The 17,157-nt window shown below is 54.5% G+C and carries 11 protein-coding genes, 2 tRNA genes, 2 rRNA genes and 1 pseudogene; 4 read left to right on the top strand and 12 right to left on the bottom strand.

All coding sequences use genetic code 11. The annotated features are described in order from the left end of the window. Window positions 1-787: 787 nt before the first annotated feature. The 4 genes and pseudogenes from AC22LX_RS13260 to dnaQ all read right to left on the bottom strand — a co-directional run. Window positions 788-5,020 (bottom strand): annotated as a pseudogene (locus AC22LX_RS13260) (two-partner secretion domain-containing protein); the annotation flags it as partial. A gap of 12 nt (window positions 5,021-5,032) precedes the next feature. Next, entirely contained in the window at window positions 5,033-6,694 is a 1,662-nt protein-coding gene (locus tag AC22LX_RS13255; RefSeq protein ID WP_045397901.1) for a ShlB/FhaC/HecB family hemolysin secretion/activation protein, read from the bottom strand. A gap of 476 nt (window positions 6,695-7,170) precedes the next feature. Beyond that, a tRNA-Asp gene (locus tag AC22LX_RS13250) sits at window positions 7,171-7,247 on the bottom strand. A gap of 133 nt (window positions 7,248-7,380) precedes the next feature. Beyond that, window positions 7,381-8,112, bottom strand: a complete 732-nt coding sequence (gene dnaQ / locus AC22LX_RS13245; RefSeq protein WP_015368125.1) for a DNA polymerase III subunit epsilon — start codon at window positions 8,110-8,112, stop codon at window positions 7,381-7,383. Window positions 8,113-8,176: 64 nt separating this feature from the next. Between dnaQ and rnhA the strand changes: the two genes are divergently transcribed. Next, window positions 8,177-8,644, top strand: coding sequence for a ribonuclease HI (gene rnhA / locus AC22LX_RS13240; RefSeq protein WP_015368126.1), 468 nt, complete (start codon window positions 8,177-8,179; stop codon window positions 8,642-8,644). On the opposite strand, the gene AC22LX_RS13235 is transcribed toward rnhA, so the two are convergent. Then, window positions 8,641-9,363, bottom strand: coding sequence for a class I SAM-dependent methyltransferase (locus AC22LX_RS13235; RefSeq protein WP_045397913.1), 723 nt, complete (start codon window positions 9,361-9,363; stop codon window positions 8,641-8,643). The genes rnhA and AC22LX_RS13235 overlap by 4 nt on opposite strands. A gap of 33 nt (window positions 9,364-9,396) precedes the next feature. Here AC22LX_RS13235 and gloB point away from each other — a divergent pair, with 33 nt between their 5' ends. After that, the gene (gloB, locus tag AC22LX_RS13230; protein WP_045397916.1) at window positions 9,397-10,152 is read left to right on the top strand and encodes a hydroxyacylglutathione hydrolase; all 756 of its coding nucleotides are present in this window, start codon (window positions 9,397-9,399) and stop codon (window positions 10,150-10,152) included. A 71-nt stretch (window positions 10,153-10,223) separates the two neighbouring features. After that, complete coding sequence (gene mltD / locus AC22LX_RS13225) at window positions 10,224-11,591, top strand: murein transglycosylase D (protein ID WP_045397918.1); 1,368 nt, start codon at window positions 10,224-10,226, stop codon at window positions 11,589-11,591. A gap of 54 nt (window positions 11,592-11,645) precedes the next feature. Here the strand turns inward: mltD and AC22LX_RS13220 are convergent, their stop codons facing one another. The 3 genes from AC22LX_RS13220 to AC22LX_RS13210 all read right to left on the bottom strand — a co-directional run bounded on the left by AC22LX_RS13220 (window position 11,646) and on the right by AC22LX_RS13210 (window position 14,594). Continuing rightward, window positions 11,646-12,416 (bottom strand): class I SAM-dependent methyltransferase, encoded by a 771-nt coding sequence (locus tag AC22LX_RS13220; protein WP_045397920.1) that lies wholly within the window; start codon window positions 12,414-12,416, stop codon window positions 11,646-11,648. Between the two features lie 86 nt (window positions 12,417-12,502). Further along, window positions 12,503-13,300 carry an endonuclease/exonuclease/phosphatase family protein gene (locus AC22LX_RS13215; protein ID WP_015704463.1) on the bottom strand — a complete coding sequence of 266 codons (798 nt, stop codon included), beginning with the start codon at window positions 13,298-13,300 and terminating at the stop codon, window positions 12,503-12,505. 103 nt (window positions 13,301-13,403) lie between these two features. Beyond that, the gene (locus tag AC22LX_RS13210; RefSeq protein ID WP_045397923.1) at window positions 13,404-14,594 is read right to left on the bottom strand and encodes an MFS transporter; all 1,191 of its coding nucleotides are present in this window, start codon (window positions 14,592-14,594) and stop codon (window positions 13,404-13,406) included. A gap of 104 nt (window positions 14,595-14,698) precedes the next feature. Between AC22LX_RS13210 and yafC the strand changes: the two genes are divergently transcribed. Then, entirely contained in the window at window positions 14,699-15,601 is a 903-nt protein-coding gene (gene yafC / locus AC22LX_RS13205) for a DNA-binding transcriptional regulator YafC (RefSeq protein WP_047047173.1), read from the top strand. A 49-nt stretch (window positions 15,602-15,650) separates the two neighbouring features. On the opposite strand, the gene dkgB is transcribed toward yafC, so the two are convergent. The 4 genes from dkgB to AC22LX_RS13185 all read right to left on the bottom strand — a co-directional run. Continuing rightward, window positions 15,651-16,454: a 2,5-didehydrogluconate reductase DkgB gene (gene dkgB / locus AC22LX_RS13200; RefSeq protein WP_049061038.1), complete on the bottom strand. Its 804-nt coding sequence runs from the start codon at window positions 16,452-16,454 to the stop codon at window positions 15,651-15,653. A 167-nt stretch (window positions 16,455-16,621) separates the two neighbouring features. Further along, window positions 16,622-16,698, bottom strand: a tRNA-Asp gene (locus tag AC22LX_RS13195). A 56-nt stretch (window positions 16,699-16,754) separates the two neighbouring features. Next, a 5S ribosomal RNA gene (gene rrf, locus AC22LX_RS13190) occupies window positions 16,755-16,870 on the bottom strand. 189 nt (window positions 16,871-17,059) lie between these two features. Continuing rightward, window positions 17,060-17,157, bottom strand: a 23S ribosomal RNA gene (locus AC22LX_RS13185); the annotation flags it as partial.

Below are 17,157 nucleotides of genomic sequence, written 5' to 3'. Positions count from 1 at the left end.
TATCCATGCCGCCGGGGGCGAGTACGGTACCTTCGCCGATAGTTTGGCTGGCGGTACTGTCTTTCCAGTCTGGAGCGGTGATAGCCGGGGTTGCAGCCTCCACAAGCGCCTGCTGGCTCGCGTCGCTACCGATGCTTTGCGCTGAAGGCGTATTCAGGTTTGGGGCAACGATGGTGTTGCTGATCTTGTCGGCATTAGACATCGTATTGGTATTGCTGATGTCACTGTTGAAGTTGGCTGAGACGTTGCCGCCCGCCTGAATAACCGCGCGGTAAATTTCGCCGAGCTCTGTACTTGAATCATGTCCTTTAAGCGTAAACGCAATGGACGTGCTTTCAGGCATAACATCATGATACTTATTTCCGTCCGTCGGATAACGCCCCCCCGGCTCGACTGCGTATCCATATCGGCGTGAATCGTACTGATAGACGAACCAGTCAGTAACTGTACCTGACTGCCAACTCTGATTATTAAGGGTGCCCCCGGTCAGACTGACATTACTATTCGCCAAAATATTACTGGCAAAATTCTCCAGTGAGCCTGCATCGATCGTGAGATTTTTGCCGGAGCCAATTCTGGATGCTCCGCCGTTGCTGGTAACGTCAGTTCGCGTCTGACTACTGATGAACTTTTGCTCTGCCGAACCGGCATACATTGCATAGTAAAACTGATTCCAGTGGACATAGTTACAGGCTCCATGGCCGTTACATGGCCCCACCTGTCTTTCTGCCACCCGGCTGGTCATTCCATAAGTACCGTCGGCAAGCTGGCTGATATCGACGTTAATCATCGAATTCCCCATCCCCGGAATACTCTGTCCACCATCGATATGCGTTGTTTTTGTCGTTAGCCCATCCCGCGTATTCAGCAAATGCCCGGTCTTGATGGTGATATCACCGTTAATAGTCTCAATATTACCGGAGCTATTAATCACTTCGGCATTCGCCGCGCCGCTGGCGTCTTTCTGCATCACCAGGTTATTGCCTGCCAGCATATCGCCATGCAGGTTCTGGATGCTGTTGGCGTAAAGGGCGAGATTATTACCCGCATACAGCAGGGCGGTGTTGACGATCGCACCTGTCGCGTTCAGGAGCAGATTGCCCGCCGTGCCGGTAAAACCGTCGAGGATGATACTGCCCCGGCTGGCCAGGCTGACGTCCCCGCCCGCCTGCAGAGTGCCGCTGGCGTTCATGGCAATCTGGCTGCCGGAAAGCGAAGCGGTACCACCGCCTGCCGTAAGCTGGCCGTTATTCGTCAGCTTACCCGCCGCGTCCAGGGTAATGCCGTCACCCTGCAGGGTGGCATTGTTGGTGATATCCCCCCGGGTACTGACAGAAAGCTGTTTGTTCGAGGCCACAACCCCCTGTGACGTCCAGCTGTTGACCAGCTTCAGCGCCAGGTTACCGAGCGCCACAATCTGGCCCGCGCCGCTGAGGGAGACCGTTTCGGCCAGCAGGTCACCGCCGCTGAATAATTTGCCATTCTCATTATTGATGGTGCTGGCGTTGATGCTCAGCCCCTGATTACCCAGCAGCGTGCCGCCGTTGTTGACGAATTGCGCGTTTACGTTCAGCTGTGCGGCCTGGAAGGTACCGCTGTTGGTCAAACTGTCACCTGTGAGCGTCGCCTGGTTCGCCGCCAGCACGGTACCGCTGCTGGCAAACTTCGCCACGTTCAGCACCAGGTTCGTGGCCTGTAGCCAGCCGCTGCCGCTGTAGTCCGGCGTGGTGAATACCAGGCCACCGCCGGAGAGAATTTTGCCGTCGTTGCGGGCCTGCGTTGCCGCGCTGAGCGTGGTTTTACCGTTGCCCTGAATCGTGCCGTCATTCATGAGCGATGGCGCAGTGATGCTGAGCGCATCCTGGCTGAGGATAACGCCGTTCGTCTGGTTGGTGAGTGCGTTCAGCAGAGTGAGCGTCAGAGCGCTATCGCCCTGAATGCGACCGCTGTTGATCAGTGTACTGGCGCTGAGTTGGATATCAGCCCCCTGAAGCTGCCCGCTGTTGCTGATGTTACCGGCTTTCAGCGCCAGCTTACCGCCAGTCAGCAGTTTGCCCTGCTGCTGCAGGCCGCTATGCAGCGTGACGCTCAGGCCGTTAACACCGCTGATTTCACCGTCGTTGCTGAGCGAATCCCCTTCCACCTCCAGCGTTTTCGCACTGATAAGCCCTTGGTTGCTCAACGCCTTACCGGTCAGGCGAGCATCGCCCAGGGCGGTGATTTTACTGCCGGTAACGGCAGTGATGTCATCGCTCAGGGTCAGAGCTAAATCGATCGCGCTCTGGATGGCCCCGTGGTTAGTCAGCCGGGCGCCATCAAGAAGGATGTTCTGCCCCTGTATTCGTCCGCCGTTGGTGATATCGCCGGCGGAGAGAGTCAGCTCCCCTTGACTCAGTAAATCGCCAGTATTAGCGAATGCGCCAGCGCTGTTCAGCGACAGCGCGTTCAGCCCGATAATGGTCCCCTGGTTACTGATATCGTCCTGGGTCAGGCTCAGGGTTTTCCCCTGAAGCGTACCATTGCTGCTGATCTGGTTACCGCTAAGCGCCATGTCGCCGGATGCAAGCAGGCGACCATGGTTCGTCAGCGCCGGCGCAGTCAGGGCGAAACGCCCCTGACTCATCAGGTCGCCGTTATTGTTCAAGGAAGCGGTGAGCGTGCCTTCAAGTTCGCCCGTTGCCAACGCCGATCCGCTGTGGGTCCAGCGGTCTGCATCAACCGAGACATCCCTGCCCTGGGTTATCCCGCCGGTGACCAGCGTGTTGGCATCAAGGGATAAATGACCCGCCGTCAGCCAGCGTCCGTTTGCCCCCTGCGAAAGGCTGTCGCCGGAAAGGGTCAGTGCGTGACGGCCCTGAAGCAGGCCGTCACTGCTCAGCGTGGTCGCCTGAATGTCCAGCGTGTCAGCGATGATTTTGCCTGAATGACTTAGCACGTCCGCCGTCATTATCAGACCGCTGTCACTGCTAATAAGCCCGCTGTTGCGAATATCCGGCACAGACAGCGCCAGGTTTGCCGCGCTGTACAGCGTGCCGTTCAGCTGGTTGTCCAGCGCTTGCGTGTTAATCAGCAGTGCGCTGGCGCCCTGGATCAGCCCGCTGTTGGTCAGGGTTTGCGACTGCGTGTTCATGCTGGAAGCAACGAGTACGCCGCTATTGGTCAGCGCAGGCGCATTCAGGTTGATTTCGGCCGCGCTGCTTTTGCCGCTGTGGTTGAGCTTTTCGCGGGCATTCACCGTCATGGTTTTTTGTGCCGCCTGCGTGCCCGAAAGCACCATTTCCCGCGCGCTGAGGCTGAGATTATTACCGCTTTGAAGTTGCCCGCCCGCCGCGGTAGCAAGCCTGTCGCCCTGCAGCAGAAGATCGCTTCCGGCGCTGGTTTCACCGTCCAACGTCGCCGTGGCGGTATTCAGCGTCATGGCGGCATCGCTATGGATCAGCGAATTTTTGCCGGAGGTCAGATTCTGCGTAGCGATCGTCAGCCCCTGGGCACCGGACAGCACGCCGTTCTGCGTCACATCCTGCGCCTTCAATGCCAGCACCGCATCGCTCACCAGCGAGCCCGTGTTGATAAGCTTCCCGCTGGCGGTGATGTCCGCTTTTCCCTTCGCGCCGATACTGCCGCTTTGGGTAAAATCGTGAGTATTGACGGTCAGGTCGCTACCGCTCAGCAGCGAACCGGCATTGCTGAGCGTAGAGCTGCCCACGCTTAGGGAAGCGCCCTGAACGGAACCGCTATTATTCAGCGCGCTGGCATTCAGCTGAGCGCTGTTACGCGCCAGCAGCTTGCCCCCTACCGTCAGGGTGTTGCTGCTTACCGTCAGGTTTTGCCCGGCTATCATCTGCCCTTGCGTTTTCAGCGTATCGCTGGCTTTAGCCTCGATATGGCGGGCGGCGTTAATCTGGCTGGAGGTATCCAGGCTAATATTTTTCGCGGTAAGCGTCGTATCGCGTCCGGCAGTCAGCTTTTCATTAGCGTTTGAAATCGCGCCATTGGCATTCAGTACCAGGTCGCCGTCGCTATTGAGTGAACCGTTGCTCAGGGCAATGTCGCCCTGGCTGCTCAGCGATATATTGCCGCTGGCTTTGTGATCGCCCGTCAGGGTCAGGTTTTCACCTTTAGCGGACAGCGCACCGCCGGTGAGGCTTTGGTGTACGCTGAGACTGCCGCTGGCATCCAGGGTGATATCGCCCTGGCGCGCGTTAAGATTGCCGAGGTTAACCCCGACACCTTTCTCACTCGACACCATCCGGATGCGATTGGCGTACATACCGCCGAGTGCGCCGGTATCGACCGCCACCGATGGCGCTTTACCTTCTCCCTGCTGCGCCTGTACGCTGCCGTCTGTACCAACGCGGTTGGCCCCGGCCACCACGTTTAAATCCTTAGCGTGAATGGCGGCATTCACTTCGGTTGCGCGTGAAATGATCGACAACGCATCGCTGCCGCTGGCATCAAGCCCCTGCCCCTCAATGGTAATGCTGCCTTTTTTCACGTCCAGCGCCTGTAAATTGCCGCTGGCGTCAAAAACAGGTTTTCCCGTGGTCAGCGTTGCCTGGGGGGTATTGATAAACCCGCAGCCATTACAGGTGATGCCATACGGGTTAGCGACCATGACATTCGCCGCTTTGCCCGCGACTTCCGTATACCCCTGCAGATGTGAGCGGTTGCCGCCGGTCACTTCGTTGATGATGCCCTTTGCTTCTTTGCCCGCTTGCAGGTTGGCGTTACCGTTAATCAACCCGCCAAGCTGCGTCTGATTGAGCTTACCCGTGGCGTTATTGAGGATCAGTCCCTCTTTGCCGACGTTGTAATCCTTAAACCGGTTGTGCGAAATTCCGGCCCCGTTCGGTGTGGCAATATTCACGACCGGCACGCCATTCGCCGCTTTATCCGTGGAGGTATTGGCCGTTGGCGTCAGCGTGGCGGAAATCGCAGGTAGCAAAGGTTGTCCAGCGAGCAGGACGCTTAATACATAGCTGAGCACGCGGTAGGCAAAGCGGACGGGAGGCTGTTTCATGACGATAATCCCTTAAAACGCGACGGCAACGCGATAGTAAATATTGACGTGATCCGGGCCAAGCCAGTCCGGGTAAACAAGGGGCAGTCCGACGGTAAACGCGGTGGAAACGTGGCCATTGGCGGTATTGAGCCCAACAGCCGTGCCCCACAGAGTGCCAGCTGAATAGCGATCCAGCTTGTCGGAATGCAGCCAGCCGCCATCAACAGCAGCCAGCGCGCTGACCTGGCCTATCACCGGCAGTATGAACAGGGTGTAGTTGAGCTCATTTCGCCAGTACGCGCCGTTATCGCCGGAGATACTTTGTTCTTTAAACCCGCGCACCGAGCTTTCGCCGCCGATGGTCATGCGTTCGCTACCGTAGAGGCGGTCCGGTGACCACTGCCCGTAGGCGCTCGCCAGCCACCACAAGTTTTCAGCTAGCGGGCGCTGGAAGCTGGCGTTCAGGCTCCATTTACGGAACTGCGCTTTCGGTAAATCACCATTTTTACTGCCGTCGCTGTCGGCATCCAGCCATGGCATACCGCGGCTGAAGGTAGGGTTAAACGTGGCTACGCCACCAAATATTTTCTGAGTATGGTTCAGGCCAAACAGCAGGCTGGTCAGTTTGCGACTGCTGCTTTGCAACAGGACATCGTCCAGATAATTATGATTGATGCGATGGCTCAGGCCCAGGGAGATACCCGTCTTGATATTACCGTTGCGGAACAGCACGTGTGACAGATTCACCCGGTGTGTTTCGGTATCGCCGGTCGAACGCCAGCGGTAGCCGTTGTTATCGATGGTGCTGAGATAGTTGTTCCAGCTGTAGCTATAGTCCAGCAGGCTGTAGCCGTAGGGCACGCTGACGCCCGCAGCAAAATTTTGTGCATCTTTTGTATTCGAAAACGCGCTGCTGCGTCCACCGTAAACAAACCAGTTATCGGCCAGACCTAACAGGTTGTTACCGCTCAGCCCTGCGTTAATTTGCCCGACGCCCGTATTCTTCTGGCCGCTATTATCAAAACTGGCTGAGCCGGAAAGAGGAAATTCTGGCGTGGCGGTCAAATGAACAATCGACCATCCCTGCTTATCGCCCGGTAATATTTCAATCTGCACCGGCGTGGTACGGGTGCGGTTAATTTGCTCCATACCCTGTTCAATATCACGCAGATTAAGAATACGCCCTTCCAGCCCTGGAAAGGTCATTTTCAGCTCACGCTCGGGCGCGCCATCCATGTGTATTTTCTCCAGCCGACCTTCCAGAATAGCCAGATGCAGCTCACCAGAACGTAAATTCTGTTCCGTCAGAAAAGCACGGCTGGTTATATATCCGCGGCTGATATACCAGTCCGAAACTGTATTAGTAAGCTGATTAATACGGGCCATATTCAGGCATTGGTTCACCCAGGGCGCAAGGAGTTTTCGCTGCCTGCGATCATCAATAAGGGTGGTCCCTTCCAACACAATGCGATTGATGGTGAAACATGGCCCGGATGCTGGCACAGGCGGTTCAGCCGTAGAGGGGCGAGCCAGCGGCGCTGTGCGCTCCAGCGATTCACGCTGCTGTTGGTTCTGAAGAAGCAATTGCTGCTGCTGCTGTTCGATGCTGTTGCGGTCTGCTGGCGATAACGGGGCTGCGAAAACTGGCTGACTCAGAACCAGCAATATCCCTGCCAGATATAAAACCTTCATCCCTGTTCCTGTATGCCTTTGTTATTTACGTTATGATTGTATTTTGTGACATTAACTTACATTTCTGGTCACATTACACCCAATGGCGGATGAATAAAACAGCAAGAGCGCAAACTTGTACTATTTTCAGAATATTGCAGTCTTTTCTCAGAACTATTCTTAATAAAAATAAAAACGGGTTATTGAAAACGGAATATATTCGGGAGAGAGCCGAAATGAAGGGGCATGAACAGAATGAATATATCGACAGGTCGTCACTTCTGAAGCGACCGGTAAATATCAACCTGGTCACTTCCATAAATCAGGTAAAGCAAGTGCTATGAAAATGGGAACGTTGTGATTAACGGCTTTCAGATGAGGCGGCCTATCTTAAACAGCTAAAGCGGGTCGATACACTGAATGCTCTGCTGGAGGCCATATTAGAAAGCGTTAGAAAGCAAAAAGGCCATGCTAATGAATAGCATGGCCTCGAATAGTGGCGGAACGGACGGGACTCGAACCCGCGACCCCCTGCGTGACAGGCAGGTATTCTAACCGACTGAACTACCGCTCCGCGTTGTTGTTCCGTTGGGAACGAGGCGAATATTACGGTTTCCCTACATCGTCGTCAACGCTTTTTCTTCACTTTTGAATCGTTTGCTGCAAAATTAGCCCACCCGCCTATTTTTAGCGCATATTGGCGGCAATCAGGCGCGCCACAGGCAGCTTCCGCCCTTCTTCTGCACCAGATCGAGACGCGATTCATGGTCCGCCAGCTCGCTGTCAGAAGCATAAACCACGCGTAATTTACTGGCGGCGCGGACAACGCGCTGTATTCCAATATCGCCGGCCTGCTGTTGGCCTTCCCCTTCCATCGAAAACGCCATGCTGGTCTGCCCGCCGGTCATCATCAGATAGACGTCAGCCAGAATCTGGGCATCGAGCAACGCCCCGTGCAGCGTACGCTTGCTGTTGTCTATTTCATAACGTGAACAGAGCGCATCGAGGCTGTTACGCTTGCCGGGGAACATCTTGCGCGCCAGCGCCAGGCTATCGGTGACCTTACAAAAGGTTTCCGTTTTCTCAATGCCGCGGTTCAGCTTTTTGAATTCATAATCCATAAAGCCGATATCGAACGATGCGTTATGGATGACCAGCTCCGCGCCGCGGATATACTCCATGAACTCATCGGCAACGTCGGCAAATGTCGGCTTATCCATGAGGAACTCATCGGCAATACCGTGAACGCCGAAGGCCTCAGGGTCCACCAGCCGATCGGGCTTCAGGTAAACATGGAAGTTATTACCGGTGAGGCGACGGTTGATCACCTCTACGGCGCCGATCTCGATGATCTTATGCCCTTCATAATGGGCGCCGATCTGGTTCATACCGGTGGTTTCGGTATCGAGAACAATCTGTCGTGTAATTGCAGTGCTCATAGCGGTCATTTATGTCAGACTTGTCGTTTACATATCGATTTCAATTACAGGAAGTCTACCAGAGATGCTCAAACAGGTAGAAATTTTCACCGATGGTTCTTGTCTGGGAAATCCAGGTCCTGGCGGCTACGGCGCTATTATGCGCTATCGCCAGCATGAAAAAACCTACAGCGCGGGCTACCGCCTGACGACTAACAACCGCATGGAACTGATGGCTGCCATCGTCGCTCTCGAAGCGCTTAAAGAGCATTGCGAAGTGGTGCTAAGCACCGATAGCCAGTACGTCCGCCAGGGGATAACCCAGTGGATCCATAACTGGAAAAAACGCGGCTGGAAAACCGCGGACAAAAAGCCGGTTAAAAATGTCGATCTGTGGAAACGTCTTGATGCCGCTCTCGGCCAGCATCAAATTAAGTGGGAATGGGTCAAAGGCCATGCCGGGCACCCGGAAAACGAACGCTGTGACGAACTCGCGCGCGCTGCGGCGTCTAACCCCACGCTGGACGACGTCGGCTACCAGCCGGAAAGCTAATTTCCCCCGTCGCGCCACTGCCTGGTGGCGCCAACGGCCGGACGCAGCTGCGTCTTCGCCTTCCCGGACTTCATCGGATTTAGCGTCAGCGGAATGGTTCTTTTCCGCGCGACGATCATCTGCAAACACCCCAAAGCCGGCAGATGTGTACTTAACATTTTTCCCCCCAGCTTCGACCAGGGCAGCACCTGATAGCGACCGTAGTGCAGCACTTCAAAATTGAGCAGCGCCAGCCAGTCAAGCTGTCGCGTCATGGTAAACATGCGGCTGTTATAGGGGATAGTTTTTCGCAGAATCGGCGTCACCTTGCGCAATCCGACGAGGCTCATCGGATTAAAGGCGGTCAAAATCATCCAGCCATCGTCAATCAGCACGCGGTCAGCTTCCCGCAACAGCCGGTGCGGATCGCTGCACCATGGCAAAGTATGCGCCAGTAAACAGGCATCCACAGATTTGGCGGCGAAAGGAAGATACAGCGGGTCGGCTTTGACCTGGATAGGACTTCCCCCCAGCGAAACGTTCACCTGATGGGAGATCGCGCAGGCTTCGGTATTGATTTCCGCGCTCAGATTGCCAATCTTAAGTAGATGAAAGCCATATAATTTAGCCAGCCACGGTTTCATATGCCGTTCCAGCGACTCGCGATAGTATTCACCCCACGGCATACTGGACCAATGCTCTGGAGCTGTAATTGTATGAGGTATCCTTGCCGGCTTCATCGCAACCTTCCGCAACGCTTTGAGAGGTAATTTATGAATCTTATCAGTATTCCTGCATTTCAGGACAACTACATCTGGGTTCTTAGCGACGATAGCCATCGTTGTGTGATAGTCGACCCGGGCGAAGCCGCGCCGGTACTCGCGGCCATTGAAGAAAACAACTGGCAGCCAGAAGCGATTTTGTTAACCCACCACCACCACGATCATGTTGGCGGTGTGAAAGAACTGCGGCAAAAGTTCCCGCAACTTGTGGTTTACGGGCCGGCAGAAACCCAGGATAAGGGAAGCACGGATATTGTATCTGATGGCGATAGCATTACTGTTTTGGGCCGCGAATTTTCTATTTTCTCCACTCCCGGTCACACATTAGGACATATCTGTTTCTACAGCGAACCTTATCTATTTTGTGGCGATACAATGTTTTCCGGAGGCTGTGGCAGACTGTTCGAAGGTACAGCAGACCAAATGTATCAATCATTTATGAAAATAAACGCCCTTCCCGCTGACACACTAATTTGTTGCGCACATGAGTACACTTTAGCAAACATGAAGTTTGCATTGAGTATCCTGCCAGATGATATGGATATAAAGGATTACTACCATAAAGTTAATGAGTTACGCGCAAAAAACCAAAAGACACTACCCGTTACTCTGAAAAATGAACGCCGTATAAATTTATTTTTACGTACGGATGACAATGATTTAATTAAAGAAATAGCCAAAGAAACAAATTTGCAACACTCTGCGCAGAGATTTGCATGGTTAAGGTCAAAGAAAGATGACTTCTGAGATTTAACGCTTGTCATCCTCGGCCTTCACCGTTATCCTTGCTCGTCTTTTAAGCAACTATTGACACACACATGAAGGCACGAGCGATATTACTCGCCTCTGTCCTGCTGGTAGGGTGCCAGGCGTCGAAGCACGACGGCACCGTAGAACAGCGAGCACAGAGCCTTTCTGCAGCTGGTCAAGGGGAAGCAGGCAAGTTCACAAGTCAGGCGCGATGGTTAGATGATGGAACCCTCTACGCGCAAGACCAGGATCTGTGGACTTCCATAAGCGACGAGCTAAAGATGGGAATTCCGGAAAACCCCCGGATTCGCGAACAGAAACAGAAGTACTTACGTAATAAGAGCTATCTCCACGATGTAACTTTACGGGCTGAACCGTATATGTACTGGATAGCCGGGCAAGTTAAGAAACGTAACATGCCAATGGAACTGGTATTACTACCCATAGTGGAGAGCGCTTTTGACCCACACGCGACGTCTGGCGCCAATGCCGCAGGCATTTGGCAGATCATTCCGAGCACAGGGCGCAATTATGGTTTAAAACAGACCCGCAGTTACGATGCGCGTCGTGATGTCGTCGCGTCTACTACCGCGGCGCTGGACATGATGCAACGTCTGAACAAAATGTTCGACGGCGACTGGTTACTGACCGTCGCAGCCTATAACAGCGGCGAAGGCCGGGTGATGAAGGCCGTGAAGGCGAACCGTTCGCGTGGTAAACCCACCGATTTCTGGTCGCTCTCGCTGCCGCATGAAACCAAGGTCTACGTACCAAAAATGCTGGCTTTGAGCGATATTCTCAAAAACAGCAAGCGTTACGGCGTGAAGCTGCCAACGGCTGATGAAAGCCGGGCGCTGGCGCGCGTTCGCCTCGATAGTCCGGTTGATATTTCTCAACTCGCGGACATGGCAGGAATGCCGGTTAGCAAGCTGAAAACCTTCAACGCTGGGGTAAAGGGGTCAACGCTTGGCGCTAGCGGGCCAAAGTACGTCATGGTGCCTCAGAAGCACGCAGCTCAACTGCGTGAATCTCTGGCCTCTGGCGACATTGCCGCCGTACAGCCGACGCTGCTTGCTGACAATACGCCGCTGACCAGCCGTAGTTATAAGGTACGTTCTGGCGATACGATTTCCGGGATTGCTTCGCGTCTCGGCGTCACCACCAGGGATCTACAGCAGTGGAACAACCTGCGCGGTTCTGGGCTTAAAGTCGGGCAAAATCTGGTTGTCGGCGCAGGCAGCAGCGCGCAACGTCTGGCGAACAACAGCGATAGCATCACCTATCGTGTTCGTAAGGGCGACTCGCTGTCGAGCATTGCAAAACGCCACGGCGTCAATATCCGCGACGTTATGCGCTGGAACAGCGATACCGATAACCTGAAGCCAGGGGATCAGCTGACGTTGTTTGTGAAGAACAACGACAGACCTGAATCCTGATTTCAGGATAATGAGAAAGGCACCGATTCCCCGGTGCCTTTTTTATTGCCAGCGTTACACTGCTTTATGCGCTTCAAACATGATGGTATCGCTGGTAAACGATCCGTCCTGCTGTAATTCGAAGTAGGCTTTAACCTCCGCCGATGCGCTCTGCTGATATAAGCGAATCGCCTCCGCCAGCGCCTCGGGCGTGCGCATCCGCGCGACCCAGGAGCTAAACTCCAGCGGCAGACGGTCGGTCAATAAATGATTAATCGCCAGACCTGCGTCGTTGGCCAGCGCCAGCCACTCGCCGCTGGAGTAATTACGCACGTGCGAAGTGTCGCGCAGGGCTTCTACGGTTTGCAGCCAGACATCACGTACCGGATGCCCCGGAGACATCACGTCCATGATGATCATCACCCCGCCCGGCTTCAGCACGCGTCTCACCTCGCGCAGCGCCTGGCCGACATCATGCCAATGGTGAGCGGAGTAGCGGCTAATCACCACATCAAAACTGGCGTCGGCAAACGGCAGCTTTTCAGCATACCCCTGCTGAGTCACAATGTTGGTAAAGCCTTTGTCTTTTGCCGCCTGAGCGACAACCTCCAGCATCTGGCTCGATAAATCATACGCGGTAACTTGCGCTACCTGGCCGGCAGCGGTAAAGCTGGCGTGCCCTGCCCCGCATCCCATATCCAGCAACGTTGCCTGCGGGAAATCCGCCAGCCGTTCCGCCAGACGCTGCAGATCGCGCCCGGAGGCGTGCACAGCGCTGGTCAGATAGGCGCTTGCCTGTGAGCCAAACTGCTTTTCGACGTTGTCATGATGAGAGCGTGTTGTCATTGTGTTGTCCTTCGGTGGTTTGAGTAATAAAGGGCAGCATCGTGCTGAACGCAGACCTGCCCGATGGCAGGCCTGACATACCTTAATTAATCAGGCTTGCCGGGACTGAATTCGACTAGTAGCGGGTTGTGATCGGAGGCGCGGGTCACCAGCACGGAAGCATCGTGCACGCTTAATCCACGGTAGAACACAAAATCGAGCGGGCGACCAAACGCGCGGCGGCGCTGATCGTCAGAGAAACGAACTTCGCGTAACGACATCTCACGCGCAAAGCGGTACAGCGCGTTCATCCGCGGGCGGCTCCAGGCGTTGAAATCACCAGCCATGATTACCGGCCCGCTGTGATGGGCAATCTGATCGCCAATTGGCAGCAGCTGTTTACTGTAAACATCGACGCCGAGACTAAAATTAACCGCGTGAATATTCACCACCATCAACAGCCGCGCATCGGGCAGCGGATAAACGGTCACTAACGCCGATTTAGGCAAACGTAAAATAGGTTCGCGCTCGCGCAACGGACAGCAATAGATGGGGTGAGCGGAGGCCAGCGTCATCACGCCGGAAGGATGCTGCGGCAATACCAGGGCCGGCACCTGATCGGCGGCCAGATAGTTTGAAGTCGCGAACCTGACCAGTTCCGGGGTAGTTTGCGCCTCTTGCAACAGGACCAGATGCGCGTCTTTGCCGAAATTTTTGAGTACCGACTGCCATTCAGCACGCTGCTGCTTAAAAATATTCCACACCAGCACGCGAATTTTCTCATCGCTGCTTAACGGCGCGCCGGCGGGATAAACCGGACTGACGCCCGCAAACGCCCCCGGAGGCAAGATTCTCTCCGCAGGTTGTCCGGCGACATAGCGCATGGCATAGGTATTCTTTCGCAATTTGGGCATTGAACCTCGATAACAGGAAACCAGCCCGACTGCGGCTGGTTCTTCTGTTATAGGGATTTTCCCATACACTTTCAATGCAATTTGCGAGAAAGCCTTATCCTTCGAGAGAAACGGCTGCCGAACGGCGTGGAGATTTATCTAAACGACCGCTCAGTACGACCAGCAGCAATGCGACCAACACAATTACCGCGCCGATCCACGGCGTCTGGGCCAGACCATACCATTCAACCGCCTGTCCACCAATGACCGACCCAAGGGCAATACCGATATTGAAGGCGGCGATATTCAACCCAGAGGCGACATCAACGGCGCCCGGCGTGTACTGTTCTGCCTTTTGCACCACATAGACCTGCAGACCCGGAACGTTGCCGAAGGCGAAAATCCCCATCACCAGCACCGTTGCCAAAGCAGCGTAGTGCAGGCTGGCGGTGAGCTGGAAGATCAGCAGCAGCACGACTAATGCGGCAAAGATGAATTTCAACGCGGCGACAGCGCCATGTTTATCAGCCAGTTTACCGCCCCATACGTTACCGATAGCGACGGAGATACCGTAACCCAGCAGGATCCAACTGACCGCCGACGGGCTAAAACCAGCCAACTCCTGCATCATCGGCGCAAGGAAAGTAAATGCGGTAAACACGCCGCCATAGCCCAGCGCGGTAATCGCGTAGATCATCAACAGGCGTGGATGGGTCAAGACTTTCAGCTGATCGCGAAGGCTGGCGCCGGCGCGGCCCGGAATATTATTTGGCACCAGAATCAAGCTGCTGATAAGCGCAATGACGCCAAGAATCGATACCGCGAGGAACGTTTCCCGCCAGCCAAAATGCTGACCGATGAAAGTCCCGAAAGGCACCCCGGTTACCAGCGCGACCGTCAGGCCGCCGAACATGATAGCAATGGCCGAGGCGGCTTTCTCTTTTGGCACCAGGCTAGTGGCGATCGTCGAGCCGATTGAGAAAAACACGCCGTGCGCCAGGCCGGTCAGCAGGCGGGCCACAATTAAAGTGCCATAACCCGGTGCCTGCCACGCCAACAGGTTGCCGGCGGTAAACAACACCATTAGCGCCAGCAGGAGTTGCTTACGCGGCATACGGCCGGTCAGCGCGGTCAGTACCGGCGCGCCAACGGCCACACCCAGTGCATAGATGGAAACCAGCAGGCCCGCAGACGGCAGCGAGATAGCCAGTTGTTCGGCAATGGTCGGTACCAGACCGACGATCACAAATTCGGTAGTGCCAATAGCAAAGGCACCGATGGTTAATGCAAGTAGCGCCAGTGGCATAATTTACTCCGTAGCATCAGGATTAAGATGACACGTAGTATGCAGGGATGTTTAAATAACAAAAACCATCAAAATCTCAATAGAATTTTGCTATAGGTGCAACAATGAGAGCCACGTCAGAAGAGATCGCTATCTTCGTCGCCGTAGTGGAAAGCGGCAGTTTTAGCCGGGCGGCCGAGCAGCTCGGGCAGGCAAACTCTGCCGTCAGCCGGGCAGTCAAAAAACTAGAATCAAAGCTAGGCGTTAGTTTATTAAACCGGACCACGCGCCAGCTGAGCCTGACAGAAGAAGGCGAGCGTTATTTCCGCCGCATGCAGGTGGTGTTGCAGGAGATGGCGGCTGCTGAAAATGAGCTTTTAGAGACCCGTACCACCCCTCGCGGCTTGCTCCGCGTGGATGCCGCTACGCCGGTGATGCTGCATTTTTTAATGCCGCTGGTAAAACCGTTTCGTGAACGTTATCCGGAAATGACGCTCTCGCTGGTTTCCTCGGAAACCTTCATTAATCTTATAGAGCGTAAAGTCGACGTCGCGATCCGCGCAGGTACCCTAACCGATTCCAGCCTGCGCGCCCGCCCGCTATTCAATAGTTATCGCAAGATCATCGCCTCACCTGATTATATCGCCCGCTACGGCACGCCGGTGAATGTGGAAGATCTTGCGGATCACCTCTGTCTGGGGTTCACCGAACCCGTCTCGTTAAATACCTGGCCTATCGCCGCCAGCGATGGCCAATTACTGGAAGTCGGTTGTGAACTTACCTCTAACAGTGGCGAAACGCTAAAACAGCTCTGTCTTAGCGGCAATGGTATTGCCTGCCTATCGGATTATATGGTGGATAAAGAGATTGCCAGCGGGGAGTTTGTGGAGCTACTTGCCGACAAGCGCTTGCCGGTGGAGATGCCTTTCAGTGCGGTGTATTACAGCGACAGAGCCGTCAGCACGCGCATTCGGGCATTTATTGACTTTCTTAGTGAGCACGTCAAACAGCTCCCGAAGGAGCTGTAAAATAACTATCGTCCGGCAGCGGCATCAACCGCCTGCCGGAATCGGTGGATTAATCCCACTTCGGCGCCAGACCTTCCGGACTTACCAGACGGTCATTGCAATCCAGTGCGGCAATCGCTTTACGATCTTCATCATCCAGCTTCAGATCCAGCGCTTTCAGGTTGCTCGCCAGATTTTCACGCTTGGTGGAAGATGGAATAACCGCATAACCTTCGCCCATCGCCCACGCCAGGATAACCTGTGCCGGGGTCGCATTATGTTTCGCCGCGATACGGGCAATCACTTCATCTTTCAGCGCCTTACCGTAGGCCAGCGTCATATAAGAGGTGATGTGGATACCGTGTTCACGCGCCCAATCTACCACTTTACGGTTCTGCAGGTACGGAGACAGTTCAACCTGATTAGTCGCGATATTTTCAGCGCCAACGGCGGCGATCGCACGCTCCATCAGCGGAATGGTGAAGTTAGAGATACCGATCTGACGGGTCAGACCCAGTTTCTTCGCTTCCATCAGCGCAGCCATAAACTCTTCGACAGCAACCGCATCGTTCGGCGACGGCCAGTGAATCAGCGTCAGATCAACATAATCGGTGCGCAGCTTCTGCAGACTTTCTTTAAGGCTGGCGATCAGCTTGTCTTTGCTCAGGTTTTCGATCCAGATTTTGGTGGTGATGAACAGTTCATCACGCGGCACGCCGCTTTCCGCGATAGCCTGACCAACAGCGGCTTCGTTTTCATAGATCTGTGCGGTATCGATAGTACGATAGCCCAGCTCCAGCGCCATTTTTACAGAGTTGATGACTACGTCGTCTTGCAGACGGAAAGTGCCAAGACCAAATGCAGGGATTGCCATGATAGATGTTCCTCGTTAATTATTCGTTTCGCTTAACTGAGGCCATTATGGTTGAAGGTTGGGTTGGGAAAAAGATCGATAAATGCAGAGGATTTTTGCTGATTTAGCAATAATTGGAGATGAAGAAACAAAAAAGCCCTGAGCAAATGCTCAGGGCTTTTAATAAGTGGCGGAACGGACGGGACTCGAACCCGCGACCCCCTGCGTGACAGGCAGGTATTCTAACCGACTGAACTACCGCTCCACCGAATTTTTTCTACATCTACCGGTTTAATGCCCCGGTTTTACTGCAAATTTGATGCCTGGCAGTTCCCTACTCTCACATGGGGAGACCCCACACTACCATCGGCGCTACGGCGTTTCACTTCTGAGTTCGGCATGGGGTCAGGTGGGACCACCGCGCTAGTGCCGCCAGGCAAATTCTTTGTGCTCGTCCTGTGTCTTTTACGCTCATACTGCGTTGGCTGCTCTCGCGAATGTCAGTCACATACTTCAGTATGCTCCTTCCATCGCTTCGCTTGCCGCCTTGTCTCAGCGTAAAATCCTTCGGACTCTGAATCAGAGCTGAAAATCATCTCAAATCGCCAAAACACCTTCGGCGTTGTAAGGTTAAGCCTCACGGTTCATTAGTATCGGTTAGCTCAACGTATCGCTACGCTTACACACCCGACCTATCAACGTCATCGTCTTTAACGTTCCTTCA

It is taken from the genome of Klebsiella sp. PK01, assembly GCF_057624675.1.
This window is presented reverse-complemented; position numbering and strand designations above follow the sequence as displayed.

Excerpts from the sequence above, each read along its gene's own strand:
- AC22LX_RS13220 (WP_045397920.1), bottom strand. The coding sequence starts at position 12,416 with ATGACAACACGCTCTCATCATGACAACGTCGAAAAGCAGTTTGGCTCA.
- AC22LX_RS13255 (WP_045397901.1), bottom strand. The coding sequence starts at position 6,694 with ATGAAGGTTTTATATCTGGCAGGGATATTGCTGGTTCTGAGTCAGCCA.
- AC22LX_RS13235 (WP_045397913.1), bottom strand. The coding sequence starts at position 9,363 with ATGAAGCCGGCAAGGATACCTCATACAATTACAGCTCCAGAGCATTGG.
- dnaQ (WP_015368125.1), bottom strand. The coding sequence starts at position 8,112 with ATGAGCACTGCAATTACACGACAGATTGTTCTCGATACCGAAACCACC.
- AC22LX_RS13210 (WP_045397923.1), bottom strand. The coding sequence starts at position 14,594 with ATGCCACTGGCGCTACTTGCATTAACCATCGGTGCCTTTGCTATTGGC.
- dkgB (WP_049061038.1), bottom strand. The coding sequence starts at position 16,454 with ATGGCAATCCCTGCATTTGGTCTTGGCACTTTCCGTCTGCAAGACGAC.
- rnhA (WP_015368126.1), top strand. The coding sequence starts at position 8,177 with ATGCTCAAACAGGTAGAAATTTTCACCGATGGTTCTTGTCTGGGAAAT.
- gloB (WP_045397916.1), top strand. The coding sequence starts at position 9,397 with ATGAATCTTATCAGTATTCCTGCATTTCAGGACAACTACATCTGGGTT.
- mltD (WP_045397918.1), top strand. The coding sequence starts at position 10,224 with ATGAAGGCACGAGCGATATTACTCGCCTCTGTCCTGCTGGTAGGGTGC.
- yafC (WP_047047173.1), top strand. The coding sequence starts at position 14,699 with ATGAGAGCCACGTCAGAAGAGATCGCTATCTTCGTCGCCGTAGTGGAA.